Origin of the sequence: Acidisoma sp., from assembly GCF_965199065.1 — a bacterium.
In the GTDB taxonomy this organism is placed as follows: Bacteria; Pseudomonadota; Alphaproteobacteria; order Acetobacterales; family Acetobacteraceae; genus Acidisoma.
The window spans coordinates 558,471-582,920 of record NZ_CBDAQN010000003.1 but is presented as its reverse complement, the minus strand read 5'-3'; the positions used below and the strand labels follow the sequence as shown (position 1 = coordinate 582,920).

23 protein-coding genes are annotated in these 24,450 nt (G+C 66.0%); 15 read left to right on the top strand and 8 right to left on the bottom strand.

Annotated elements, in window-relative coordinates; genetic code table 11:
* Positions 1–13: 13 nt before the first annotated feature.
* The 3 genes from ACOEQ1_RS10880 to ACOEQ1_RS10870 form a co-directional block, all read right to left on the bottom strand.
* Entirely contained in the window at positions 14–2,044 is a 2,031-nt protein-coding gene (locus tag ACOEQ1_RS10880) for an ATP-binding protein (RefSeq protein WP_419759269.1), read from the bottom strand.
* Between the two features lie 43 nt (positions 2,045–2,087).
* Complete coding sequence (locus ACOEQ1_RS10875; RefSeq protein ID WP_419759268.1) at positions 2,088–2,900, bottom strand: alpha/beta fold hydrolase; 813 nt, start codon at positions 2,898–2,900, stop codon at positions 2,088–2,090.
* Positions 2,901–3,025: 125 nt separating this feature from the next.
* Positions 3,026–3,874 (bottom strand): oxidoreductase, encoded by an 849-nt coding sequence (locus ACOEQ1_RS10870; RefSeq protein ID WP_419759267.1) that lies wholly within the window; start codon positions 3,872–3,874, stop codon positions 3,026–3,028.
* Between the two features lie 179 nt (positions 3,875–4,053).
* On the opposite strand from ACOEQ1_RS10870, the gene ACOEQ1_RS10865 reads away from it, so the two are divergent.
* The 3 genes from ACOEQ1_RS10865 (at position 4,054) to ACOEQ1_RS10855 (ending at position 6,871) form a co-directional block, all read left to right on the top strand.
* Complete coding sequence (locus ACOEQ1_RS10865) at positions 4,054–4,995, top strand: AEC family transporter (protein WP_419759266.1); 942 nt, start codon at positions 4,054–4,056, stop codon at positions 4,993–4,995.
* Between the two features lie 125 nt (positions 4,996–5,120).
* Positions 5,121–5,414 (top strand): hypothetical protein, encoded by a 294-nt coding sequence (locus ACOEQ1_RS10860; protein WP_419759265.1) that lies wholly within the window; start codon positions 5,121–5,123, stop codon positions 5,412–5,414.
* A gap of 512 nt (positions 5,415–5,926) precedes the next feature.
* Positions 5,927–6,871, top strand: a complete 945-nt coding sequence (locus ACOEQ1_RS10855; RefSeq protein WP_419759264.1) for an acetamidase/formamidase family protein — start codon at positions 5,927–5,929, stop codon at positions 6,869–6,871.
* Between the two features lie 36 nt (positions 6,872–6,907).
* Here the strand turns inward: ACOEQ1_RS10855 and ACOEQ1_RS10850 are convergent, their stop codons facing one another.
* Entirely contained in the window at positions 6,908–7,576 is a 669-nt protein-coding gene (locus ACOEQ1_RS10850; RefSeq protein WP_419759263.1) for a peroxiredoxin-like family protein, read from the bottom strand.
* 144 nt (positions 7,577–7,720) lie between these two features.
* On the opposite strand from ACOEQ1_RS10850, the gene ACOEQ1_RS10845 reads away from it, so the two are divergent.
* Together ACOEQ1_RS10845 and ACOEQ1_RS10840 are read left to right on the top strand one after the other, a co-directional pair.
* The gene (locus ACOEQ1_RS10845; RefSeq protein WP_419759262.1) at positions 7,721–8,644 is read left to right on the top strand and encodes a LysR substrate-binding domain-containing protein; all 924 of its coding nucleotides are present in this window, start codon (positions 7,721–7,723) and stop codon (positions 8,642–8,644) included.
* Between the two features lie 118 nt (positions 8,645–8,762).
* On the top strand, positions 8,763–9,431 hold the full coding sequence (locus ACOEQ1_RS10840; RefSeq protein ID WP_419759261.1) for a DsbA family oxidoreductase: 669 nt from the start codon (positions 8,763–8,765) through the stop codon (positions 9,429–9,431).
* A gap of 9 nt (positions 9,432–9,440) precedes the next feature.
* On the opposite strand, the gene ACOEQ1_RS10835 is transcribed toward ACOEQ1_RS10840, so the two are convergent.
* Positions 9,441–9,653, bottom strand: a complete 213-nt coding sequence (locus ACOEQ1_RS10835) for a hypothetical protein (protein WP_419759260.1) — start codon at positions 9,651–9,653, stop codon at positions 9,441–9,443.
* Positions 9,654–9,732: 79 nt separating this feature from the next.
* On the opposite strand from ACOEQ1_RS10835, the gene ACOEQ1_RS10830 reads away from it, so the two are divergent.
* Positions 9,733–10,071 carry a DUF1491 family protein gene (locus tag ACOEQ1_RS10830; protein ID WP_419759259.1) on the top strand — a complete coding sequence of 113 codons (339 nt, stop codon included), beginning with the start codon at positions 9,733–9,735 and terminating at the stop codon, positions 10,069–10,071.
* Positions 10,072–10,119: 48 nt separating this feature from the next.
* On the opposite strand, the gene ACOEQ1_RS10825 is transcribed toward ACOEQ1_RS10830, so the two are convergent.
* Both ACOEQ1_RS10825 and hemF read right to left on the bottom strand, forming a co-directional pair.
* Entirely contained in the window at positions 10,120–12,135 is a 2,016-nt protein-coding gene (locus tag ACOEQ1_RS10825; protein WP_419759258.1) for a beta strand repeat-containing protein, read from the bottom strand.
* 200 nt (positions 12,136–12,335) lie between these two features.
* Positions 12,336–13,214 (bottom strand): oxygen-dependent coproporphyrinogen oxidase, encoded by an 879-nt coding sequence (gene hemF, locus ACOEQ1_RS10820; protein ID WP_419759257.1) that lies wholly within the window; start codon positions 13,212–13,214, stop codon positions 12,336–12,338.
* Positions 13,215–13,327: 113 nt separating this feature from the next.
* On the opposite strand from hemF, the gene ACOEQ1_RS10815 reads away from it, so the two are divergent.
* The 5 genes from ACOEQ1_RS10815 to ACOEQ1_RS10795 all read left to right on the top strand — a co-directional run bounded on the left by ACOEQ1_RS10815 (position 13,328) and on the right by ACOEQ1_RS10795 (position 19,206).
* Positions 13,328–14,236, top strand: coding sequence for an S-methyl-5'-thioadenosine phosphorylase (locus ACOEQ1_RS10815; RefSeq protein ID WP_419759256.1), 909 nt, complete (start codon positions 13,328–13,330; stop codon positions 14,234–14,236).
* 46 nt (positions 14,237–14,282) lie between these two features.
* Positions 14,283–15,947 (top strand): Na+/H+ antiporter, encoded by a 1,665-nt coding sequence (locus tag ACOEQ1_RS10810; RefSeq protein WP_419759255.1) that lies wholly within the window; start codon positions 14,283–14,285, stop codon positions 15,945–15,947.
* Between the two features lie 366 nt (positions 15,948–16,313).
* Positions 16,314–18,008 carry a 2-isopropylmalate synthase gene (gene leuA, locus ACOEQ1_RS10805; RefSeq protein WP_419759254.1) on the top strand — a complete coding sequence of 565 codons (1,695 nt, stop codon included), beginning with the start codon at positions 16,314–16,316 and terminating at the stop codon, positions 18,006–18,008.
* Positions 18,005–18,775: a methyltransferase domain-containing protein gene (locus ACOEQ1_RS10800; protein ID WP_419759253.1), complete on the top strand. Its 771-nt coding sequence runs from the start codon at positions 18,005–18,007 to the stop codon at positions 18,773–18,775. Before leuA ends, ACOEQ1_RS10800 begins: the two co-directional genes overlap by 4 nt.
* Positions 18,776–18,999: 224 nt before the next feature.
* A complete protein-coding gene (locus tag ACOEQ1_RS10795; RefSeq protein WP_419759252.1) occupies positions 19,000–19,206 on the top strand; it encodes a hypothetical protein in 207 nt (68 codons plus the stop codon).
* A gap of 266 nt (positions 19,207–19,472) precedes the next feature.
* Here the strand turns inward: ACOEQ1_RS10795 and ACOEQ1_RS10790 are convergent, their stop codons facing one another.
* Positions 19,473–19,847 (bottom strand): hypothetical protein, encoded by a 375-nt coding sequence (locus tag ACOEQ1_RS10790; RefSeq protein ID WP_419759251.1) that lies wholly within the window; start codon positions 19,845–19,847, stop codon positions 19,473–19,475.
* 416 nt (positions 19,848–20,263) lie between these two features.
* On the opposite strand from ACOEQ1_RS10790, the gene pdhA reads away from it, so the two are divergent.
* The 4 genes from pdhA to ACOEQ1_RS10770 are packed head-to-tail and all read left to right on the top strand — an operon-like array spanning position 20,264 to position 24,433.
* Entirely contained in the window at positions 20,264–21,223 is a 960-nt protein-coding gene (gene pdhA, locus ACOEQ1_RS10785) for a pyruvate dehydrogenase (acetyl-transferring) E1 component subunit alpha (RefSeq protein WP_419759250.1), read from the top strand.
* A gap of 5 nt (positions 21,224–21,228) precedes the next feature.
* Positions 21,229–22,587 (top strand): pyruvate dehydrogenase complex E1 component subunit beta, encoded by a 1,359-nt coding sequence (locus tag ACOEQ1_RS10780; protein ID WP_419759249.1) that lies wholly within the window; start codon positions 21,229–21,231, stop codon positions 22,585–22,587.
* A 12-nt stretch (positions 22,588–22,599) separates the two neighbouring features.
* Positions 22,600–23,925 carry a pyruvate dehydrogenase complex dihydrolipoamide acetyltransferase gene (locus ACOEQ1_RS10775; protein WP_419759248.1) on the top strand — a complete coding sequence of 442 codons (1,326 nt, stop codon included), beginning with the start codon at positions 22,600–22,602 and terminating at the stop codon, positions 23,923–23,925.
* 19 nt (positions 23,926–23,944) lie between these two features.
* Positions 23,945–24,433, top strand: a complete 489-nt coding sequence (locus ACOEQ1_RS10770) for an N-acetyltransferase family protein (protein ID WP_419759247.1) — start codon at positions 23,945–23,947, stop codon at positions 24,431–24,433.
* The last annotated feature ends 17 nt before the right edge of the window (positions 24,434–24,450 follow it).

The window sequence follows — 24,450 nt, the reverse complement described above, 5'->3', positions numbered from 1 at the left end:
CGAAGCGCCCGGCCTAGATCTCGATCATGGAGCGGACGCGCGCGACCATGGTTTCGACCGAGAAAGGCTTCGTCAGAACGGTCATGCCCGGCTCCAGATGGCCGCGGCCGATCACCGCATTTTCAGCGTAGCCGGTGATGAAGAGCACCTTCAGGCCCGGACGAGAGACGCGTCCCGCATCGGCCATCTGCCGGCCGTTCATCCCGCCGGGCAGGCCCACATCGGTGATGAGAAGGTCGATCGGCACGTCCGACTCCAGGACCGCAAGCCCCGCCGCACTGTCGGCGGCCTCGATCGCCCGGCAGCCGAGGTCGTCCAGGATATCGGTCAACAGCATGCGCACTGTCGGCTCGTCGTCGACCACGAGGACCGTCCTGCCTTGCTCCCCCCGCGCAACGACCGAGGCCGGCGACTGATCCTCGTCTTCGGCGACGGGGCCGTCGTGACGCGGAAGGTAGATGCTCACGGTCGTGCCGCGCCCAAGCTCCGAGTAGATCCGCACCTCGCCGCCCGACTGCCGCACGAAGCCGTAGATCATCGACAGGCCCAGGCCGGTGCCCTCGCCGATGGGCTTGGTCGTGAAAAACGGCTCGAACACGCGCGCGACGAGCGACGGCTTCATGCCGACGCCCGTATCGGTCACGCTGAGCGACACGTATTGGCCCTCCGGCAAGTCGTGCTGGCGCGCCGCCTGGGCGTCCACGATCCGGTTGGCGGTTTCGATGGTGATGCGTCCGCCATCCGGCATGGCGTCGCGCGCGTTGATGCAGAGGTTGAGGAGCGCGTTTTCCAGCTGCGGCGGATCCACCAGCCCCGGCCACAGTCCGGGAGCGCCGACCACCTCGATCAGCACGCCCGGACCCACCGCACGCTGGATCAGCTCCTGCATGCTCGCCACCAGGCGGTTTACGTCGGTGGTCTTGGGATCGAGCGTCTGGCGGCGCGAAAAGGCGAGCAGCCGATGGGTGAGCGCGGCCGCGCGGCGGGCGGCGCCCTTCGCCGTGGCGAGGTAGCGGTCGACATCCGCGAAGCGCCCCTGGGCGATGCGGGATTCCATCATCTCGAGCGAGCCCGAGATGCCCGCCAGGAGGTTGTTGAAGTCGTGCGCGAGACCGCCGGTGAGCTGCCCGACCGCCTCCATCTTCTGGGCCTGCCGGAACTGCTCCTCCAGCAGCCGTTGCTTGGTCATGTCGACGCCCACGCCCGTGCGGCGAACGGGAGTGCCGCCCTCGAAATAGGTGTGGCCGCGCGACAGGACCCAGCGGACGGAGCCATCGGCATGCCGGATGCGATACTCGAGTTCCAGATCGCCCGGTTCGGTAAGGCCCCGGCTCATCGTCGTTCTCAGGGGCAGGATGTCGTCGGGGTGCAGGTGCTGCAGGAACTCGGCCGAGCTGTAGCCTGCGCTCCCGCGGCCCGGTTCCAGCGCATAAAGGGCAGCGATGTTGTCGTCGCAGACGAACCGGTCCGCCGCGACATCGTAGGTCCAGACACCGACGCCGCCGACGGCCCCCAGAGCCAGCCGCGCGAAGTCCATGGTGTCGCGCAGCTCCCGGGTCCGCTGCTCCACCCGATGCTCGAGCGTCTCGTTCAGCTCGCGCAGAGCGTCCGCCGTGGCGCGCGACCGTTCGCGCGCGGCGATCAGTTCGCGTTCGTAGGATCGACGGTCCGTCGCATCGACGACCAGCACGCGCAGTCCGGCCACCGCGCCCTCATCGTTCCGGATCGGCCGCCAGTCGATGAGCACCGGAACCTTAGCCCCGTCCGAGCGGGCAAAATCCATGGTGATCTGCCTGACCACGCCTTCGCGGCGCAGTCTCAAGGCGCAGTGGGTTTCGTAGAAGATGCGCGCGCCCTCGGTGAGCAGCGCCTGCAGACGCACCCCGACAACCTCCTCGCGCCCGCGGCCAAGCCAATCCAGGAAAGTCGTGTTGACGCGCGTGATCGTCCCGGAAAGCGTCGTGGTCAGGTAGCCGCAGGGCGCGCGGTCATAGAGTTCGTCGAGCGTCTCCTCGGGCAGGGCCGCTCCGTCAGCTTCGTCCACCGGCCTCATCGGGAGGAGCGCTGCCAATGGCGCGACCGGACCATCAGAAGGCCAGGAAGCGCTTGATGGCCGCGATCGTTTCCGCAGGCGCGCTCATGTGTGGGCAGTGGCCGCTCGCCTCCATGACGACAAGCTCGCCGCGGGGAAGGTTGTCACGCATGTAGTCGCCGACCTGCAACGGCGCGATCATGTCCGATTGCGTCTGCAGGATCAGCGTCGGCACATCGAGGTGCGGCAGATCGGCGCGAAGATCGGAGAGAAAGGTGACCCGCGCGAACGCCTTGGCGATTTCCGGGTCCGTCCGGCAGAAGCTGTCGGCGAGCGCCTCGCCGAGTTCGGGACGCTCGCCGTTCCCCATCATCTGGGGCGCGGTCGCTCTCGACCAAGCGAGGAAGTTGCTCTCGAGCACCAGCAGGAGATCGTCGATGTCGGCCCGCGAGAAGCCCCCGACATAGTCCCCGTCATCGATGTAGCGCGGCGAGGGGCACAGCATGACCATGCGGCCAATCGACACGGGTGACTTTACGGCCGCCAGCATCCCGATCATCGCCCCGACCGAGTGGCCGACGAAGACGGTGTCCCTGAGCGCGAGCGTGTCGGCGAGTTCCACCACGTCCTCGGCGTAGCCGTCGAGGCTGGCGTATTTGGCGGCGTCATAGGCCGAGCTGTCCGAAAGACCGGACCCTACATGGTCGAAAAGAACCACGCGGGCCTCATTCTCGAACGCCGGTGCGACATCGGCCCAGGCAGTCTGGTCGCAACCGAACCCGTGGGAGAAAATGATCGTAGGGTCGCCGTGGCCTGACACCCGCACGTTGTTTCTCAGCAGGGGGTCTGAACCTGGGGCTCCGGACATACTCATCTATCTATACGGCGCGCAGCCGGTTTGATAGCGCCCTTAACGAGCCAGGATCGCGGGCGATTTTGGCCTTGTCAGCAATGGGCCGACCCGGGGGCGCACGATCCGCCCCCGGTGTTCTCTCATTCCTTCGGGAAGTCCGTCGCCAGACCGACCTCGCGCCAGGCTTCGACCTCGGCCAGCCGCTCGCGCAGCTTGTTCTCGACCGCGTTCACGCCGAAGCCGCCCAGGACCAGATGACGCGGCGGATTGGCCTCCTCCGTCACCCGGATCATCGCCTCGCCCGCCCGCACCGGGTCACCTGCCTGCGTGCCGCTGATTGCCGCCGTCGACGCCATCCGGGCGGCCGCCGTGTCGGCGTAGTCCGCGATCTTGCTCTTGGTCTGCTTGAGGGACCGGCCCGCCCAATCGGTGCGGAACGGACCCGGCTCGATGCAGGTCACCTTGATGCCGAGCGGGCGGCCTTCGGCTGCGAGCGCGTCCGAGAAGCCCTCCACCGCGTGCTTGCTGGCGGCGTAGTAGCCCGAGCCCGGAAAGCCGATGAAGCCGGCGACGGACGTGATGTTGAGCACGTGTCCCCGGCGCCGAGCCCGCATGCCCGGCAGCACCGCGCGCGTCAGCGCGAACAGCCCGAACACGTTGGCGTCGAACTGAGCCCGGATCTCGGCGTCGTCGCCCTCCTCGATCGAGGATTGGTAGCCGTAGCCCGCGTTGTTCACCAGCACGTCGATGCGGCCGAAGCGCGCCTCGGCCGCCTCCACCGCCGCCGTCACCTGGGCGCTGTCGGTCACGTCCAGGCTGAGGGCGAGCGCGTGGTCCTCGGCGCCTTTCGCGAGATCGGCGACCCGCAAGCTGTCCCGCGCCGTCACGACCGTCGGCCAGCCCCGCGCGAGCGTCAGCTTCGCGAGTTCCAGCCCGAAGCCGGTGGAGCAGCCGGTGATGAACCAGACGGGGGAATTTTCGGATGCCATGGATTGTCCTTTCTGGCCTGTCTCAATGCTCAGACCAATACCGTCAGCCGGGGTACGGGACCGCGTGACAAAAGCGTGTGCCCACTGCGTCTGATCGGCGCGTCTGCTCGCAAGCGGTGCCCGCCGGGACGGCCCGCGCACAGGTTGGACCGCAACGCCGGGTCTGGCTATCCAGGCGCATGCTCACCACCGTGCTGGTCGTCCTGCCCATCTTCGCCCTCATCTTCCTGGGCTTCGGCTGCCGCCGTGGCGGAGTTCTCGGCCCGCATGCCACGACGGAGCTCAACCGCTTCGTCGTCTATCTGGCGCTGCCCGCGCTGCTGTTCGACATCATGGCCCACGCCCGCTGGGTGACGCTCGACCAGCCGGCCTTCGCCGCCGTCTTCACCCTCAGCACCTTCATCGTCTTCGCACTCACCGTGCTGCTGCGGTTGCGCGGCGAGCGGCACCTTGCCGATGTCAGCATCGACGGCCTGAACGCGGGCTACGGCAACACCGGCTTCATCGGCTTTCCGCTCAGCCTCATCGTGTTCGGACGGGGCATGCTGGGGCTCACCACCGTCGCCGCGATCATCACCGTCTGCCTGCTCTTCGCCGTCGCGATCGTGCTCATCGAGGTCGGGCTCCAGACAGAGGCGAGGCCGGCCCATCTGCTGCTCAAGGTGGGGCGCTCCCTCATCCGCAATCCACTGCTGGTGGCGCCGGTGCTGGGTGCCGCCTGGGCCACGACGGGCCTGCCTATCCCCGCGAGCGCCGAGACCTTCTTCCGGCTGCTCGGCGATGCGGCCTCGCCCTGCGCGCTGGTGGCGCTCGGTCTTTTCCTCGGCGAGCGGCGGGCTGCGGTGCCGTCGGAGGCGAGCGTCTTGGGGAGCCTGCTGCTGGTCGGGCTGAAGCTCATCCTGCAGCCGGTCCTCGCCTGGGTGCTGGCGACGCAGATCTTCCGGCTGGCGCCGTCGCTCACGCACCTCGTCGTGGTGCTGGCGGCGCTGCCGACCGGCACCGGCCCGTTCATGCTCGCGGAGTTCTATGGGCGGGAGGCGACGACCACCGCGCGTTCGATCCTGCTCTCGACGATCGGCTCGCTGCTGACGGTGTCGGCCTATCTCGCCTGGGTCGGGTAGCGCGGCGGTGACCTGAATACTGCCGATTTTAGCGGACACGGCTTGCCGGTGAGGCATAGATTGAGGCTGCGGCCTCAGGCGGACGAAAACAAAAAAGACGAGGCCGAAGCAGGGAGGGCCGCGTCATGCCCAAAGGCTTTGTCATCGTCCTGTGCCTGATGCTGGGCGCGTCCAGCCCGGCGTTCGCGCAGGCGAGCCCCGTCTCCGTAGGGCCATTGGGGACGCCGATCACGCCAAGCGATCTCGGTGGGTGGAGCGCCTCCACGCCGATCAGCGCCGCCGAAGCCGCGCGGGATGCGCGAGAGCAGGGCTTCGGCAAGGTCGCCGGGCTGCGGAAGGACGACTACGGCAACTGGATAGCCCACAGCCGGAAGGGCGCCCTCATCATCTTCCCGGACGGCAGCGCCTTTCCGCTTTGACGACTGCGCGGAACGTCGTCGCGAGAGTGCGGCGTTCGACGCCCGCTGCCGTGGCCGCCGATCCCTTTGCCCGGAAAGATCCTTGCGCCTCCAAAATATGGCGGTGGAGGAAATGTTCGCGGCGGGATTCGAACCCACGGCCCCAGGATTCAATCCCACTTCGGCTTTCGCCGCCGCCGGCCGGGCAAAACCTGGCGGGCGTTCGTGGTCTGGACTGTCCCTTCGCCATAGACCTCGGCCGAGGCCCTTAGGCGCCACCCATCCAGTCTCTACACCTTCCCGGCTTTCGGCCGGGCTTGGCTCGGGATTGGCACAGGCGCCAGATTGCGCCCAAGCTTTCCCCGACTTTGAGCAGATCCGCCGCGCCGTTTCCCTGCGCGACGCCCAGTTCTACCAACAAGGAATCCTGTGCTCTATCCTGCTGAGCTACGCGAACACACCGCTGGTCTCTTACCGAACCGAACTCTCACGGGCAAGCACCGCCCGCACTCAGCACCTGAAGGAACCTGCCCATGTGCCTGAAATGCGACTTCACGATCCACGCGGCGCAGCACCATTTCGGATGGGACAACAGCTTCACGCCCGTGCTCCGCACCGAGCCCGGCCGTTCCATCGCCTTCGAATGCAACGACGCCTCGGCCGGCCAACTCACCGCCGCCAGCACCACCGCCGACGTGGCGACGCTCGATTTCAGCCTCATCAACCCGGTCACCGGACCTGTGTTCGTCGAGGGCGCCGAACCGGGCGATATCCTGAAGGTTTCGATCCACGGTTTCACGCCCTCGGGTTTCGGCTGGACCGCCAACATCCCGGGCTTCGGCCTTCTCGCCGAGCAGTTCACCGACCCCGCGCTCAAACTCTGGACCTATGACGCCCGCACGCTCGACCCGGCGCTGTTCTCGGATATCGCCCGGGTGCCGCTGAAGCCGTTCGCGGGCACCATCGGCGTGGCGCTGGCGACGCCCGGCCTCCACTCCATCGTTCCGCCCCGGCGTGTCGGCGGCAACATGGACATACGCGACCTCGCCGCCGGCACCGTGCTCTACCTGCCGGTGGAGGTGCCCGGCGCGCTGTTCTCGATCGGGGACACGCACGCGGCCCAAGGCGACGGCGAGGTCTGCGGGACGGCCATCGAGAGCCCGATGAACCTGACGCTCACGCTCGACCTCATCAAGCAGACGCCGCTGGAGACGCCGCGCTTCACGACGCCTGGGCCGGTGACCCGGCATCTCGACGGGGCAGGCTACGAGGTGACGACCGGTATCGGCCCCGACCTCATGGAGGGCGCCAAGGCTGCCGTTTCGCGGATGATCGACCTGCTATGCGCCGAGCATGGCTTATCGGCGACCGACGCCTACATGCTCTGTTCCGTGGCTGGCGATTTGCGGATCAGCTGCATCGTGGACAAGCCGAACTGGCTGATGTCCTTCTACTTTCCACGCATCGTCTTCGACTGAAGACGATTGGTCCGTTTGCCGAACGGACCGTTTCCTTCAGGCGCTGACCATGGCCTTGGTGAGCCCGCGCAGCGCCGCCAGCGCCTCCCGCGGTTCCGTCCGTTCGTAGGAGACCGGCGACACATGAGCCATGCGGATGACGCCGTCCCGGTCGATGAGAAATTCCGAGGCGCGGGGCAGCATCCAGTCCTCGGCGTTGTTCTCCTCCGGGATGTTGCAGCCGAGCTTGCCGAAGACCTGACGCGTCATCGGGCGCGCCTGCCCGAGCACGCCGTAGTCGGTCGCCACGCGGTTGCCGCAGTCGACGAGGATCGGGAAGCTGACGCAGTTGCTTTCCTGGACCACGGCGGCGCGGCTCGCCTTCTGCGGCGACAGCGCCAGGATGTCGCCTCCGGCCTCGCGAATATCCGTTGCGATATCTTCATAGGCGCGCAGCGTCAGCGTGCAGTAGGGGCACCAACCGCCACGGAAAAAAAGAAGCAGGACAGGGCCACGCATCAGATGTTCGGCCAGACGGTGCTTGGCGCCCACCGCATCCGTCAACGCGAAACCGGGCGCGCGATCGCCGACCGCCAACGGATGGGCAGAGGCCGCGTCGGCGCGATATTCGGCTTCCGCCTGCACCAGCGCTCGCGCGGTTTCCTCATCGGCACGATCGAGCACCGACGTCTTGAAAGCGCGAAGCTGGGCGTTCAACGATTTCATGGCAGCACCCGAAAATTCCCGATCCAATGCGTTTATCGCAGGGCAGAGGTCGAATTGTCCACGTCTCGAATCATAAATGGTTCATGCTTTCATTATTGGTAATACGGTTTGACCGGATATCATTCATGCAGTCGGATATGATTTATGGATTTGCTGGCTGGCTTCCGGTGTTTTGTGCGGGTGGCAGAAACTGGATCGTTTTCCGCGGTCGCGCGGGAGGTTGGGTCGACGCAGCCGGCGGTGTCCCGGCAGATAGCGGCCCTTGAAGCGCATTTCGAAGTCAGGCTGATCCAGCGCACGACGCGCAGCCTTACCTTTACGCAGGATGGCATGGATCTTTTGGCTCATGCCCGCCGCGTGCTGGATACGGTGGATGAGACCGAGGAGATCCTCGGGAAGCGTAGAGCCTCGCCTTCCGGCACCGTCCGTATCGCTTCGTCGACATCGATGGCGCGTCTGCAGATCATTCCGCGTATCCCCCGGCTGTTGCAGCGCTACCCGCAGCTGGAGGTCGAGGTCAGCATTTCGGAACAGGCGCAGGATCTGGTGGCGGAGAACATCGACCTCGCCATCCGTGCCGGTGCGATCGCGGATAGCTCGCTGGTTGCCCGCCATCTCGGCTCCACGGGCCGTGGCGTTCTCGCCGCCACCGAATATCTCGAGAAGCATGGAGAGCCGCAGAACCCGCAGGAACTGATGGCCCACTCCTGCCTCGTCTACACGGGCGCATTCGGTCGCAACACCGCCCACCAATGGGAGTTCGACGGACCGGACGGCAACACGACGGTCGAGGTGCGGGGCCGCTTCCGCTGCGACAGCATCGAGGGGATCAGCGACGGGATACGCGCCGGCCTCGGGGTAAGCCGGTTGCCGACCTGGATGTTCAACGACGACATCGCCCAGGGCCGGGTGCGCGCCATCCTGAAGGATTGGCAGCCCCCTCGCGTGCCCATCCACGCCGTCTACCCTTCGCGGCGCCACCTGGCGCCCCGCGTTCGCGCCGTGATCGACTATTTCGTCAATGAATTCCGGCTCGATCCTGTCGTTTCGGACTACGCCGCCATCTGAACCAACATGTTACGGTCGAGCGAAAGGAAAGCTGCGGCGGACCGCCGCGCGTGCTATAAGGCAGTTTCGTGTCGAGCGGCTGGCGAGGACGGGGAGGGGCCCGAAGCGGCATAACAGCATGAACATGCTTGCTTTTTCACGCGCGCCGCTGCCGATCGAGATCGTCTACGATCTCGTTTGTCCCTGGTGCTTCATCGGCACCCGCCGCCTCATTCGTGCGCTGCGCCGCCGCCCTGAACTGGGGATGAACCTGCAATGGCGCCCCTTCCTGCTCAACCCGGACATGCCGCGCGCAGGCATGGCGCGGACCGACTACGTGGTCCGGAAATTCGGCGCCGAGGACCGGGCGCGGCGGCTCTTTTCGTCCATCTCGGACATCGGCCGCGGGGAAGGCATTCTGTTCCGCTTCGACCGGATCAGGCGGACGCCGAGCAGCGTTGACGCGCACCGTCTGGTTCGGTTCGCGGCCAGCCTTGGCCGGGCCGAGGTTGTGGCGGATGCGATCTTCACCGCCTATTTCACCGACGGCCTCGATATCGGCAGCCTCGACGTGCTGGTGACGATCGGGCGGCAATGCGGCCTGGAGCCATCGGCCACGCGCCCCTACCTGTTGAGCGACGAGGCGGTGGAACACGTCCATGGCGATAACTTGCGCGCGCACCGGCTCGGCATCAACGGCGCGCCCTGCTTCATCGTCGGTCGCCGTCACGCGATTGCAGGCGCTCAGGAGCCCGAGGTGCTGGAGTGCCTGCTGAACGTGGCGGCGCTCGACCTCGCCGATGGCTGAGCTTCCTCGCTAGCGCGACTTTTCCTTCAGCGGCTTATGGGCATGGTCGAGAAGGCGGGAAAAGAAGCCCGGAGGCTTGGCGGGCTCGGCGGGTTTCTTGGCGACGGTCGCCTGCTGGCGCTCACGCTCCTTCGAAGCGAGCCATTTGTCGAGGCTCATGCCGGCCTTGGCCGCGCGCTTCTCCTCATAGGCACGTTGTGACGCAGTCATCTTCCGGTCCATGGGGGCACTCCTCGTGTCGCCGCTCATCTGGCATTCACGGGGTGCCGTGTCGAGAGACAGACAGATCGGGAACCGCCAAATGATGGAACCACGCGTAAAGGCCCAGCTTTGGGTGCAGATGGCGTTGCGCCTGGGCGACCGCGACGGCCGGCCCGGGATGGTGCTGCGCCGAGGCGACGCCGACGCGGGCGGCGTTCTGGTGGTTCTGCGCGACCGCGATGGCGGCGTCTCCGTGCTTTCCCAGACGCGCGGGGAGGGCGGGGAACTCGCCTGGCTGCGGTCCACCGGTGTCGAGCCGGTCGACCAGGCGAAGGCCGACGCCTATGTGGCGCGGCAGCTGAAGTTCGACCCGGATCTTTGGGTCATCGAGTTCGAGGCGCCGGACATGCTGCCCCCTTTCGAGGGCAAGATCGTCTAGCGTGAGATCACGCCCGATGACCTGCGCCGAGCCCTCGATCGTGCCGGCTCAGCTGTGCGTGATCAACGTGCCGCCGTGCCCGTCGGCGATCATCCCGAAGCTCGACTGGCTATACGTGCCGGAGAATGTCAGCGAGAGGGCGGCGCCCCCGCTCTCATGCACCGTGAGCGTATGACCGCTATACGCGAGGCTTTTTGCAACGACCTTCGACAGGTCGATCGTGTCGCCCTTGATGAAGTCGTAGATCGTGCTGTGGAACGATGCCGGCGCTCCAAGAACAAGACGGCCCGTGGCGGCCTCGAATTTCGTCTCCTGTCCGGAACTCGCGCTGCCGCTCAGGCTCAGCGTCGAGCCCGCACCGATCTCCAACGTGCCCGCGCCCGTTATGCCGCCGATAAAGTTCAGCGTGCCGCCGCTGGCCTGGACCGTCGCCGCGTTGATGATGCCGAAGGCCTCTGCGGTGCCGTGCCCGCTCAACGACTGCCCCGCAGCCAGGGTGAGCGTCCCGGCAGCATCGAACGTCCCACCGTCGAGGTGGATCGTGCCGCGACCAAGGTCAGCGGAGCCACGTGTCGTCACGTGCCCACCATCGGCGACCGTGAGCGACCCGGTGCCCGCGCCACCGATGATGAACTCGCCGGTGTTCGTCAGCGTCGAGCCGGCGCCCGTGATCGTCGCCGCGCCCGAGCCTCCCGACTGCTCTCCGAGCACAAAGCCCACCGCACTGTCGGAACTGCCGGTCTCGAGCCTGGCTCCGGCCGCCACCTGCACCGTTCCGGTGCCGTAATTCCCGACGGTGAATTCAGTCGTCGCGGTCCAGTCCGATCGGGCGCCGTCGATGCTGACCGATCCGGTCTGGAAGTTGCCCACGGTCACAGCCTGACCGGAAGCGCCCGAGGAGCGGATTTCGCCGCCTGACTTGATGGTGATCGATCCGATGCCATCGTCACCCACGATGAGAGACGCCACGCCGGTATTCAGGACCGATCCTTGACCGGAAACCGTAATGCTCCCGGTGGAAGAGCCTTCCGTGCCCACGACATCCACGCTGTTGCTGTCTTGCAGCACCCGAGCACCCGAGGTGACTTCGAGTGATCCTGAATCATGGGTGTACAAACCGCCCCGGTCGACCTGAGACTCGCCCAGAGTAAGACCGCCGCGGATCTCCAGCGTTGATCCGGCGCCCTTGACCGACACGCTGTTGGTGCCAAAGACACCCGGCGCGCCGATTTGCAGCGAGCCAACTTGCGCGAAACCTCCCCGGGCGATCGTGAGCGAGCTTGTGCCGGGTTCACCGCCGATGCTCGTGTTGCCGGTGGTCAGCCGCGACCCCACGCCGCTGACCAGAACGGAGGCGCTTTCGCCCGTTGCGCTTTCAATGGTGAGGCCGACCGATGAGACGTCCGCCCCGTTCAGGAGCGCAAGCCTGCCTTGCTCAACCTGGATTTGCCCTGCCGCCATGAGCGCGGACAGCGGTCCGGTCACGCTCAGTGTTCCCTGACCTCCAGCCGTGCCGCCGAGGATCACGTCCCCCACATCAGTCTGTAGCTGGGCTCCATCACGGATCGTCATCACGCCGCTGCCCGCGCCACCGATGATGGCATCGCCCTGTGCCAACTCAACCTGTGTCCCGAACCCGTTCAGGTCGAAGGTTGCCTGGTCACCGCTCGATCCCGCGACAGCCAACGCGGCGGTCCCCGCGCCAGCGGCAGGCGAGATGAGCATATCGCTGCCGCCGCTCATGCTGACGGTTGATTTGCCGACTTGTTCAACGCCGCCGGCGACGCCGTAGACGGTGCCACGGGTGAATGCCACGCGGCCCTCAAGCTCGAGTGTCGTGGCTGCGACATCCTGGCCCGTTGCCGTCAAGGTGCCGTCGCTCCCATCGAGAACGAGCGCGCCGACATCGGCCGTTCCGGTAATTCGTCCCGCTGTGGAGACGAGGGCTGTATCGGTCGGTCCGGGTGGTCCCGGAGTTGTCGGGCTGGTTTCATCGATCCAGTTGGGTGAAGATCCGAAACTCCCCGATCCATCAGCATTTATGAATTCGTAGGTATTGCTCATGGATGCGACTCCGAGGATCGGTATTTCCGAAAGGAGTAAGGTGCAATTTCTCGCCTACGACAATGACGGTCACACAGCTTATGCCGATCAATCTCATGGCCATCCGCCTAAGTGATGCGCCGCAAGCGTGAGGCTTACATCCGCAAGTGGAGTCCGCAACAACAGGAGGGCGCTTCTTTTGTGCGGATGGCGGGCGCGGTTCAGGGCCAGCGCGCTTCCGGCGGCAGGCTCATCAGGATCGCCTCGATGTTGCCGCCCGTCTTCAGCCCGAACAGCGTACCGCGATCGTGCAGCAGGTTGAACTCCACGTAGCGGCCCCGCCGCACCAGTTGATGGTCGCGATCCGCCTCGGTCCAGGGCGCACGCATCCGGCGCCGAACGATAGCCGCGTAGGACTCCAGAAACGCCGTCCCGACATCGCGCGTGAACGCGAAATCCGCCTCCACGTCGCCGGTGCTGTGCTGGTCGTAGAAGATGCCGCCGAGCCCGCGCGGTTCGTTCCGGTGCGGCAGGTAGAAGTAGTCGTCGCACCATTTCTTGAAGCGGGCGTAGAAGTCCGACCCATGGGCATCGCAGGCGCCGCGCAGCGCCGCATGGAAGCTCGCCGCATCCTCGAGCGATTCCGGCGCCTCCATCCGCATCGGGGTGAGGTCGGCGCCGCCTGCGAACCAGCCGTGGCGCGTGATCAGCATGCGCGTGTTCATGTGGACGGCGGGCACGAGCGGGCTCTGCAGATGCGCGACGAGGCTGATGCCGGAGGCCCAGAAGCGCGGGTCCTCCGCCGCCCCCGGCACCATCGCGCGGAACTCCGGGCTGAACTCGCCCCAGACGGTCGAGACGTTCACCCCCACCTTCTCGAACACGCGGCCGTGCATCACGCTCATCACGCCACCACCGCCTTCCACACCCTCGGGCGTCGGGCGTGTCCAGCTCCGTCGCTCGAACCGGCCGGCCGGCCTGTCCGCGAGCGGCCCCGTCTGCTCAGCCTCGATCATCTCGAAGGTGCCGCAGATACGATCGCGCAACGTCTCGAACCACGCCTGGGCGCGCGGCCGCAGGAGGACGTGATTGTCGGACATAAACATATCCTTATGTCTATAGCGGTTTCTTGAGGGTCTTCGCCCGCTCTCCGGCTTGTTGCCAGGGATCGGCGGCGGCTTCTAGTATCACGCGTCTCCAGAGGAGTTGCCTCGTGCCTGAAACTTCGTCCGAGCCTGACATCACGATCGAGCCTCTCCTCGGCATCATCGGCGGCTCCGGCCTCTATGACATCCAGGATCTCGAGGAGAAGGAGTGGCGGCGGGTCGAAACGCCCTGGGGCGCGCCGTCCGACGAGCTGTTGTTCGGCCGGCTGCACGGCCTGCGCTGCGTCTTCCTGCCGCGCCACGGCCGCGGCCATGTGGTGTCCCCGACCGACCTCAACTACCGCGCCAACATCGACGCCATGAAGCGCGTGGGCGTGACAGACCTCATCTCGCTGTCCGCCGTCGGCAGCCTGAAGGAGGAGCTTCCGCCCGGTCATTTCGTGATCGTCGACCAGTTCATCGACCGGACCTTCGCCCGCCAGAAGAGCTTCTTCGGCGCCGGCTGCGTGGCGCACGTCTCCGTCGCCAACCCCGTCTGCACGCGCCTGGGCGCCGCGCTCGAGGAAGCCGCGCGCGCTCTCGGCCTGCCGGTGACGCGCGGCGGCACCTATCTCACCATGGAGGGGCCGCAGTTCTCGACCTATGCCGAGAGCGTCCTCTACCAGTCCTGGGGCTGCAGCGTGATCGGCATGACCAACATGCCCGAGGCCAAACTCGCCCGCGAGGCGGAGCTTTGCTACGCGACCGTTGCCATGGTGACGGACTACGATTGCTGGCGCGAGGGCCATGACGCGGTGACCGTCGACCAGGTGGTGAAGACGCTCTTCGCCAATGCCGATCATGCGCGGGATCTCGTTCGTGCGATCCTTCCCGTTGTCGGTCAGCCGCGCGGGCTATGTTCCTCGGGTTGCGACCGCGCGCTCACGCACAGCCTGATCACGGCGGTCTCGCACCGAGATCCAGCGGTGGTGGCGAAGCTGGATGCGGTGGCGGGACGCGTGCTCCACGCTGCCTGAAAAGAAGTTTTTGCTTCTTTTCGTAAAAAGAAGCGCTTGCTAACCCATGCACCTGACCACGACGATTCTGATCCTACTCTTCGTCACCGCCATGACAAACCTGGCGGTCACGGTGGTGCGAGTGCCGTTGCCCTTGCTCCAGATCGCGGTCGGCGCATTGTGCGATTTCGCCGGCTTCCACGTGTCGTTCGACCCCTCTCTCTTCCTGCTGCTCTTCATTCCGCCGCTGCTCTTCGCCGACGCCTATCGCATCCCCAAGCGTGAACTCGGTGAGGTCGGTGTTCCAGTCATCGCGCTTGCCGTCGGGCTGGTGTTGTTCACGACCGTCGGTGTCGGTTTTTTCGTCCATTGGCTGCTGCCGTTCGTGCCGCTGGCGGCGGCCTTCGCCCTGGCAGCGGTGCTGTCGCCCACCGATGCGGTCGCCCTCAGCGGCATCATGAGCGGCCGCAGCATGCCGCGCCGGTTCATGCACATCCTCCAGGGCGAGGCCCTGCTGAACGACGCCTCGGGCCTCGTCTCCTTCAACGTCGCGGTCAGCGCCGTCATGGTCGGGAGCTTTTCCCTGTCCCAGGCGGCATTGAGCTTCGTCATCGTCGCGGCCGGCGGGCTCGCGGTGGGCGGAGCCTATGGCTGGGGGTTCTTCCAGCTCGACCGCTACGTCCTCGCCCGGCGCTCCGAGGAAGCCTCCATCTACATCCTGCTTATTCTGCTGCTGCCCTTCGCCTCCTACCTGACGGCGCAGGCGCTCGATCTCTCCGGCATCCTCGCGGCTGTCGCGACCGGCGTGACGCTGAACCTGATGGACCCCTTCGGCGGGACGCATGGGGCAATCCGGCGGCGCACCTTCGCTATCTGGAGCACGCTCGAGTTCGCCTTCAACGGCCTCATCTTCCTGCTGCTGGGCCTCCAACTACCTGCCATTCTGGCCCAGGGGGTGCGGATCACGGTTCATGCCGGGCACTCGCCCTGGGATCTTCTCCTGCTCACGGGCACCGTCCTGCTCGTTCTGGTGGTGCTGCGCTTCATCTGGGTCGTGCTGGCCACGACCGTCCGGTCGGGTGTCAGCCGCGCCCGAGGCAGACATGTTCCCATTCCCGGCTTTCTCGCCATCTGCGCGACCTCCGTCGCAGGCGTGCGCGGGGCGGTGACGCTCGCCGGCATTCTGTCGCTGCCTCTGCTGCTCCCCAACGGAAAGGGGTTCCCGAACCGCCCCCTGCTCATCTCGACCGCGGCCGGCGTCATCATCCTGTCGATGCTGCTCGCGGTGCTGACCTTGCCGTGGCTCATCGGGCGAATGCCGCTGCCCGACGCCAATCGGGTCGATGACGAAATCGAAAGAGCCCGGCGGCAGATGGCGGAGGGCGCCATCCGCGAGATCGAGGCGCGGCTTCCCGCGGCTCTCGACCGGCGTCAGGGAGCGGCGCGGGCGGCCTATGAAGAGGCCGCGCGCCGGGTGCTTGCGGATTATCGCCTCAAGCTTCAGGGCCGGGACGACGATGACGAACACCAGGAGCAGGCGCAGGAGGATCAGCGGGCGGAAATCGCGCTGCGTCTGCGCGGCGTGCGGGCGGAGCGGGCCGAGATGCGCTCGCTGCGCCGGCGCCACGCGATCAACGACGAGGCGGTGCAGCTTCTCATCGAGGAACTGGACCTGGAGGAGGAGACGCTCAGCCACATCGCCCGCACATTGCCCCAGAAGCAGGTGATGTAGGCGGCGCCGGGGACAGGCTGCTCCGGCGGCATGGGACCGTTGCGCCAAGGCGCGCTTGTGGCGCGCGGCCGATCCGGGCACGGTCCGCCTCGTATGGCGACACATGGCATCATTCCGAGCGTCACCGCGCTCCTTGGGCGACTTACGACCGCGGCCCCCTGAGGGTCGTGCCCGCTCCGGCGCCTATCGCGCCTCGCCTCAAGTGTCTCGACGAGTTCGCCCAGAATGATCCGCCACAGCCAGTTCTCGCTCCCCCTCGGGCTTCGACTTCGGTGCGGTCGCGCCCGCTGACGGCCCGCGCGCGACCGTAGCCTTCCAGGCCGACTTCCCCATTCGCACGCCACTCGAGAAAGAAACGAGCGCCCCATGATGCTGAGCGCCCCCGCCGGTAAATACCGGCCCTTCGCAACCATCGACCTGCCGGACCGGCAATGGCCCAGCCGCCAGATCACCCATCCGCCACGATGGTGCTCCGTCGATCTTCGCGACGGCAACCAATCCCTCATCGATCCCATGGACGGAGAGCGAAAGAGCCGCTTCTTCGATCTGCTGGTGAAAAGCGGCTTCAAGGAAATCGAGGTCGCATTCCCCTCCGCCTCCCAAACCGACTTCGATTTCGTCCGCGGCCTCATCGAGGGCGGGGTTATTCCCGAGGACGTCGCCATCCAGGTGCTGACGCAGTCCCGCGAGGAACTCATCCGCCGCACCATCGACAGCCTGAACGGCGCCAACCGCGCCATCGTTCACCTCTACAACGCGACCTCCGAGCTGTTTCGCCGCCTCGTCTTCAACCAGGACCGCGCCGGCACGATCGCGCTGGCAGTGTCTGGCACCAAGCTCATCAAGCAACTCACCGACGAGCGGCCCGGCACGATCTGGACCTATGAGTATTCACCCGAGACCTTCAGCTTCACCGAACTCGACTTCGCGCTCGAGGTCTGCGAGGCGGTGATGGATGTCTGGCAGCCGACGCCCGAGCGCCCGATCATCCTCAATCTGCCGGCGACGGTCGAGGTTGCAAGCCCGAATGTCTACGCCGACCAGATCGAGTGGTTCTGCCGGCACATGACGCGGCGAGATTGCGCAGTCATCTCCGTGCATCCGCACAACGATCGCGGCACCGGCATTGCCGCGGCCGAGCTCGCGCTGATGGCGGGCGCGGACCGCGTCGAGGGCTGCCTGTTCGGCAACGGCGAGCGCACCGGCAACGTCGACATCGTGACCATGGCGCTCAATCTCTATACGCAAGGCGTCAATCCCGGTCTCGACTTTTCGGATATCCGGAAAGTGGTTCAGACTGTCGAGCACTGCAACCAGATCGCCGTGCATCCGCGCCACCCCTACGCCGGCGAGTTGGTCTTCACCGCGTTCTCGGGCTCGCATCAGGATGCGATCAAGAAGGGCTTCGCCGCCCGGGCGGCGCAGAACGACGGTGTCTGGGAAGTGCCCTACCTGCCCATCGACCCGCAGGACATCGGCTGCACCTACGAGGCGGTGATCCGCGTCAACAGCCAGTCGGGCAAGGGTGGCGTTGCCTGGCTGCTGGAGCAGGATCAGGGGCTTCGCCTGCCGCGCCGGCTCCAGATCGCCTTCAGCCGGGTTGTGCAGGAAATCGCGGACCGTACCGGGCGCGAGTTGACCACCGCCGATATTGTCGCCGCCTTCCGCCGGACCTACGGGCTCGAGGGCACGCCTCACTTTACGTTGCTCGACTACACGGTATCTGGCGCGGATCGCGCCGGCACCGCGCGTGTGTTCAACGGGCGGGTCGAGGTCGATGGGCACAGCCGCACCATCACCGGCCAGGGCAACGGCCCGTTGTCGAGCTTCGTCGACGCCCTCAGGCAGGGCTGCGGAGTGGCGCTCGACATCGTCAACTATGACGAGCACGCCGTCGGCCGCGGGTCGGGCACCCATGCGGCGGCCTATGTGGAATGCGTGCTGCCCGACGGGCAGTCCGTGTTCGGCGTGGGGATCGACGTGGACAGCGGCGAGGCCTCCATGCGGGCGGTGCTGAGTGCCGCCAACAACGCGGTTGCCATTCAGGGAGCGATGGCATGAGCGGGATCGATCAGGCACACGTGGTCGAGGCGCAGTTCGGACCCCGCGCCGAGGCGTATCTGCAGAGCGCGGTGCATTCGCAAGGAGCCGACCTCGAAGCCTTCGCAAGCCTGCTGGCGGATAGTGCCGGCGCACGGCTGCTCGACCTCGGCTGCGGCGGCGGTCACATGGCCTTCACCGCCGCCCCGCACGTGGCGGAGGTCGTCGCCTATGATCTGTCATCCGAGATGCTCGCCGTGGTCGCCCGCTCGGCGGCCGAGCGTGGGTTCGGGAACATCGTGACCGAGCAGGGCAGCGCCGAAGTCCTGCCCTTCGTCGACGGCAGCTTCGACTGGGTCGCATCCCGCTTCAGCGCTCACCACTGGAGCGACTGGCGAGCGGGCCTCAGGGAGGCGTTCAGGGTGCTCAGGCCCGGCGGCCGTGGCGTCTTCATCGACGTGATCTCTCCGGGCACGCCGGCGCTCGACACGTACCTTCAGGCAGTCGAAGTGCTGCGGGACACGTCGCATGTGCGCGACTATGCCCGGGCCGAATGGGAGGCGGCCTTGGCGGATGCCGGATTTGTGACAGGAGCGTCGCGGATGCATCGGTTGCGGATGGAGTTCGCAAGCTGGACGCTCCGGATGCGGACGCCGGTTGAACTGGCGACGGCGATCCGCTGGTTGCAGGCGAGCATGGCGAAGCCGGTGCGGCGGCATTTCGCCATTGAGGAGGACGGTAGCTTCATGATCGACGTGGCCACATTCGAGGTCGCGCGTCCTCTGTGAGGCGAGTGGGCTAGCCCGCATCGTGTGGCGTCTCCACCGAATGGTGGGGCGCCATCACCCGTTTAGGCCCTTCAGCCGCCCCGCCTGGGTAGTGAATTCCCCTGGATTGTTCTCGCGGGGCGGATTACTTACTAGTTTAAGTCAGACCAGCGGAATTACAGACCTGATCTCCTACGACTCAAGGCGAACAGCCTAATTCGGCTTCTTATTGTGAGAGATGGAAGATGGTGGAAAAGCGTGACTTTGTTCCGCAATCAGACACAGAAGGTGCGTCTGATGTCCTCGGGATGAGGATCGGGATAAAGCGCGCTGGCAACACCGTCCAGATCAGCTTGCAATGCGAGGGTGATTATCAGGCTATCGAGCTTTACGATCGTCTTGTTGATGCTGCACAGAAGGGCAAGGTAACGATCGATCTCAAAGCGAAATAGTGTCGTCGCTGGACGTTCGACTTGCGTTGTAAACTCTTCGGCTGGAATCTGACCGCGCCTCAAGCCCCGTCCGACCTCACCCAATCATCTTTTCCACACGGCATTCGTTTCATGGAATGCTGGTTCTTCTCTTGCCGCGGAAGCCGTCGGCCCGATGCGATTGAAGCAGCCGTCGCCGCGGGCCAAGGCGGCACCGGCCTCACCCTGATGGCGTCGAGATGCTTCATCCCGGCCCGTGCTGCCGAGAGCCCGGCCGACGTCGGCCACTACATCGAGGGATCCACATCTGCCGGCGGCGGCAAGAGCCGGTGGAGCCATCGGGGCCGCATGTCCGGCGGAGGCGGGAGCTGCGCCTGCGGCGGCGGCACGACTTCGAGGAGCCGGTCGGGGAAGTCGTCGCGCAAGCGCTGGACCGGAGCGGCCTCGGGCTGTGGCGCTTCGTGCGGCGCGAAGACGGCCCCGGGTTCAGCCTCGGGCAACGGCGTTGGGTGCGAACGCGGCACGAACGTCGCTGCGAAGGTCACGAACCCCGGATGTGCTGCCATCCACTCCAGAGGCGGCGGGTTCCCCTTCGGAACAAAGACGAACGGGACTTTGAGGAAGCTCGGGTAGGGAAACTCGTTGTCGCCGAAATTCCACATGATCCGCACCCGGTGAGTTAGTCTTACTAACACGGTCAGATCGAGTCCGCAATCAATTCTCTCGTCCAGATAGCGACATGCCGCCGCCGGTACGGCTCGGACGGCTCCCGCCGTAATACATCGCCCTCGGGAGGCGCTCTGGCGGCAACATCCAATCTAATTCAACACTCTTCGGGTAATCTCAGGCGTTATCGGATCATCTTCGGACAGAACGTTCAGGCACTTAACCGCGATCCGGTTAAGGGTGCATATTGCATTGCAACATAAGGGTTTTTCGCCGCTCGACTTGTCGAGATTGGCCGGAGTGGCTAGGTGTCCCCCAGTGTTTCCGATCACGCGGCCACCGCCGAGACACGGAGTTTGGAATGGCCCTCGCAGCGGCTTCCCGCAAACGGACCAAAACCCCCGAGGTATCAATGGGTAAGGACGACCTTCTGCGCGCCTATCACGACATGCTGCTGATCCGGCGCTTCGAAGAGAAAGCCGGGCAGCTCTACGGCATGGGGCTGATCGGCGGCTTCTGCCATCTCTATATTGGACAGGAGGCCGTCGTGGTGGGCGTGCAATCCGCCCTCAAGCCCGGCGACGAGGTTATTACCAGCTACCGTGACCATGGCCACATGCTTGCGACGGGCATGGAGCCCCGCGGGGTCATGGCCGAACTCACCGGCCGCGCCACGGGTTACTCGCATGGCAAGGGCGGCTCCATGCACATGTTCAGCAAGGCGAAGGGGTTCTACGGCGGCCACGGCATCGTCGGCGCGCAGGTGTCGATCGGCGCGGGCCTCGGCTTCGCCAACTGGTATCGCGGCAACGACAACGTCTCCGTGACCTATTTCGGCGAGGGCGCCTCCAACCAGGGGCAGGTGTTCGAAAGCTTCAACCTTGCTGCCTTGATGAAGCTGCCGGTCGTCTTCGTCATTGAAAACAACCGCTACGGCATGGGTACCAGCGTCGAGCGGGCATCGGCCTCCAAGGATCTTTCCAAGAACGGCGCGCCTTGGGGCATCCCCGGGCTGCAGGTGGACGGCATGAGCGTGATCGCGGTGAAGGAAGCCGCCGAGCAGGCCATTGCCCATTGCCGCGCCGGCAAGGGGCCCTTCCTGCTTGAGATGAAGACCTACCGCTATCGTGGCCACTCGATGTCCGATCCTGCCAAGTACCGGACGCGGGAGGAGGTGCAGAAGATGCGGAGCGAGCGCGACTGCATCGAGAGCGTTCATCACCTGCTAACCGAGCAGGGTGTGGATGAGGCCGAGATCAAGAAGATCGATGACGAGGTGAAGGCCGTGGTGCAGGAGGCTGCCGACTTCGCGCAGTCGAGCCCCGAGCCGGAGCCGGGCGAATTGTGGACCGATATCCTGGTGGAGGCCTGAGCGCTATGGCGACCCAAATCCTGATGCCGGCCCTCAGCCCGACCATGACGGAGGGTAAGCTCGCCCGCTGGCTGAAGAAGGTCGGCGAGGAGATCAAGGCCGGCGACGTCATCGCCGAGATCGAGACCGACAAGGCGACGATGGAAGTCGAGGCGGTGGATGAGGGCAAGCTCTCCTCCATCCTCGTCGAGGAAGGCACCGAGGGCGTCGCCGTGAACACCCCGATCGCCGAGATTGGCGGCGGCGAGGGAGCGGCTGCCACTCCCCAGAAAGCCGAGAGCGCGCCGCCGGCGGCCGAGGCGCCTCCTAAAAGTGCACCGCAGGCGGTGGCGCCATTGCCGATCGCGGCGTCGGCCGCCACGCCCGAGCCCGATCGCGATTGGGGTCCGACGAAGGCCATCACCGTGCGCGAGGCGCTGCGGGATGCGATGGCGATGGAAATGCGAGCCGACGCCGATGTGTTTCTGATGGGTGAGGAAGTCGCCCAGTATCAGGGCGCCTACAAGATCAGCCAGGGACTGCTGGACGAGTTCGGGCCGCGCCGGGTGATCGACACGCCCATCACCGAACATGGTTTCACCGGCATGGCGGTGGGCGCCGCGATGACCGGCCTCAAGCCTATCGTCGAGTTCATGACCTTCAACTTCGCCATGCAGGCGATCGACCAGATCATCAACTCGGCGGCCAAGACGCTCTATATGTCCGGCGGCCAGATGGGCGCGCCGATCACCTTCCGCGGCCCTAACGGCGCCGCCTCCCGCGTCGCGGCGCAGCACAGCCAGTGCTACGCCTCCTGGTACGCGCACTGCCCGGGGCTGAAGGTGGTGGCGCCGTGGTCCTCCGCGGACGCCAAGGGTCTCCTGCGCGCCGCCATCCGTGACCCGAACCCGGTCATCGTGCTGGAAAACGAGATCCTCTACGGTCACAGCTTCGAGTGCCCGACGGCCGACGACTTCATCCTCCCCATTGGCAAGGCCAAGGTCGAGCGGACCGGCGAGCATGTGACCATCGTCGCTTTCAGCATCATGGTCGGCGTCGCCATGCAGGCGGCCGAGGCGCTCGCCGAGCAGGGCATCAGTGCCGAGGTCATCAACCTGCGTTCGCTGCGCCCGCTGGATACGGCCACGATCGTGGAGAGCGTGAAGAAGACCAGCCGTCTGGTGACGGTGGAGGAGGGCTGGCCCTTCGCCGGCATCGGCGCCGAGATCGCCATGCAGATCATGGAGCACGCCTTCGATTACCTGGATGCGCCGCCGGTGCGCGTGCATGGGCTGGACGTGCCGCTGCCCTACGCCGCCAACCTGGAGAAGCTTGCGCTGCCGCAGGTCGCCTGGGTCGTGGATGCCGTTCGCAAGATCGTCTGAGGGAGCACGCCGATGCCCATCAATATCCTGATGCCCGCGCTGAGCCCGACGATGACCGAGGGCACGCTGGCGCGCTGGCTGAAGAAGCAGGGCGAGTCCGTGAAAGCGGGCGATGTCATTGCCGAAATCGAAACCGACAAGGCGACGATGGAGGTCGAGGCGGTCGACGAGGGCGTGCTCGGCCGTATCCTTGTCGCCGACGGCACCGAGGGAGTGAAGGTCAACGCGCCCATCGCGATCCTGGTGCAGGAAGGCGAAGCCGTGCCGGACAGCGCGTCGCCGGCTCCAGCTGCCGCCGCGTCCGAGGCGGCGAAGGTCGCCGAGCAGGACGCCCAGGCTCCAAAGGCCAGCACAGCGTCGACGGGCGCTTCTCCCGCTCCTGGCGCCAACGGCCACGACAAGGGCGAACGTCTCTTCGCGTCGCCGCTGGCCAAGCGGGTGGCGAAGGAGATCGGCGTTGACCTCAAAGCCATCAACGGCTCCGGCCCGAACGGACGCATCGTTCGCGCCGATGTCGAGGCCGCCAAAGCCGCACCCGCCGCGGCGCCCGCCGCGGCCGCTCCGGCACCGGCGCCGGTTGAGGCGCCCGCCGCCAAGCCCGCGCCGGCGCCTGCACCGACGAAGGCCGCATCCATCACCGCGCCGCACAGCCTCGTGCCGCATACCTCCATGCGCCGCGTCATCGCCAAGCGGCTCACCGAGAGCAAGCAGAGCGTCCCGCACTTCTATCTCACGATGGATATCGAGCTGGACGCGTTGCTCAAGCTGCGTGGCGAACTGAACGCCCGCTCGGCCAAGGATGGCGCCGGCTCCTTCAAGCTCTCGGTCAATGACATGGTCATCAAGGCGGCGGCGATCGCGCTCCGCCGCGTGCCCAAGGTCAATGCGAGCTTCACCGAGGAGGGCGTCGCCTTCTACGACGACGTGGACGTTTCCGTGGCCGTCGCGATCCCGGACGGGCTCATCACGCCGATCATCCGGCGGGCTGACCAGAAAGGCTTGGCCACCATCAGCAACGAGATGAAGGACCTCGGCCTGCGCGCCCGCGCCGGCAAGCTCAAGCCCGAGGAGTTCCAGGGCGGCGGCTTCTCGGTATCCAACCTTGGGATGTTCGGCGTTAAGGATTTCCAGGCCATCATCAATCCGCCCCAGGCCGCGATCCTGGCGGTCGGCGCTGGCGAACAGCGCCCGGTCGTGAAAGATGGCGCGCTCGCGGTCGCGACGGTGATGAGCGCGACGCTCAGCGTCGATCATCGGGTAGTGGATGGAGCGCTGGGGGCGGAATGGCTACAGGCATTCAAGGCTATCATTCAGGAACCGCTCAACCTGATGCTCTGACGCAGGCTGGATGGCTGGCATGACGGACAGTGGCGCGGTTCTCCGCGTGGCGACGGTCGAGGATGTTCCAACTCTGCTCGGCTTCATCCGCGCGCTGGCGGCATACGAGCGGCTGGAGGACGAGGTTCTGGCGACAGACGCCGACCTCAGCCTCTCCCTGTTTGGAACGCCGGCCAGGGCGGAGGCGCTGCTCGCCGAGATCGATGGAACGGCCGTGGGTTTCGCCGTCTGGTTCTACAACTTCAGCACGTTCCGTGGCCGGCCCGGGCTGTTCCTCGAAGATATTTTTGTGCAGCCCGCCCATCGCGGGGCAGGCATCGGGCGGGCGATCTTCCGTTTTCTCGCCGAGCGCGCCATAGCGCAGGGATGCGCGCGCATGGATTGGGACGTGCTCAACTGGAACGGCACGGCCATTCGCTTCTATCGCTCCCTTGGCGCCCGGCCGCTCGATGGCTGGACACGCCAGAGGCTGACCGGGCGCGCCCTTGAAGCCCTAGCCCGTTCCTAGACAATAAGGAAAACCTG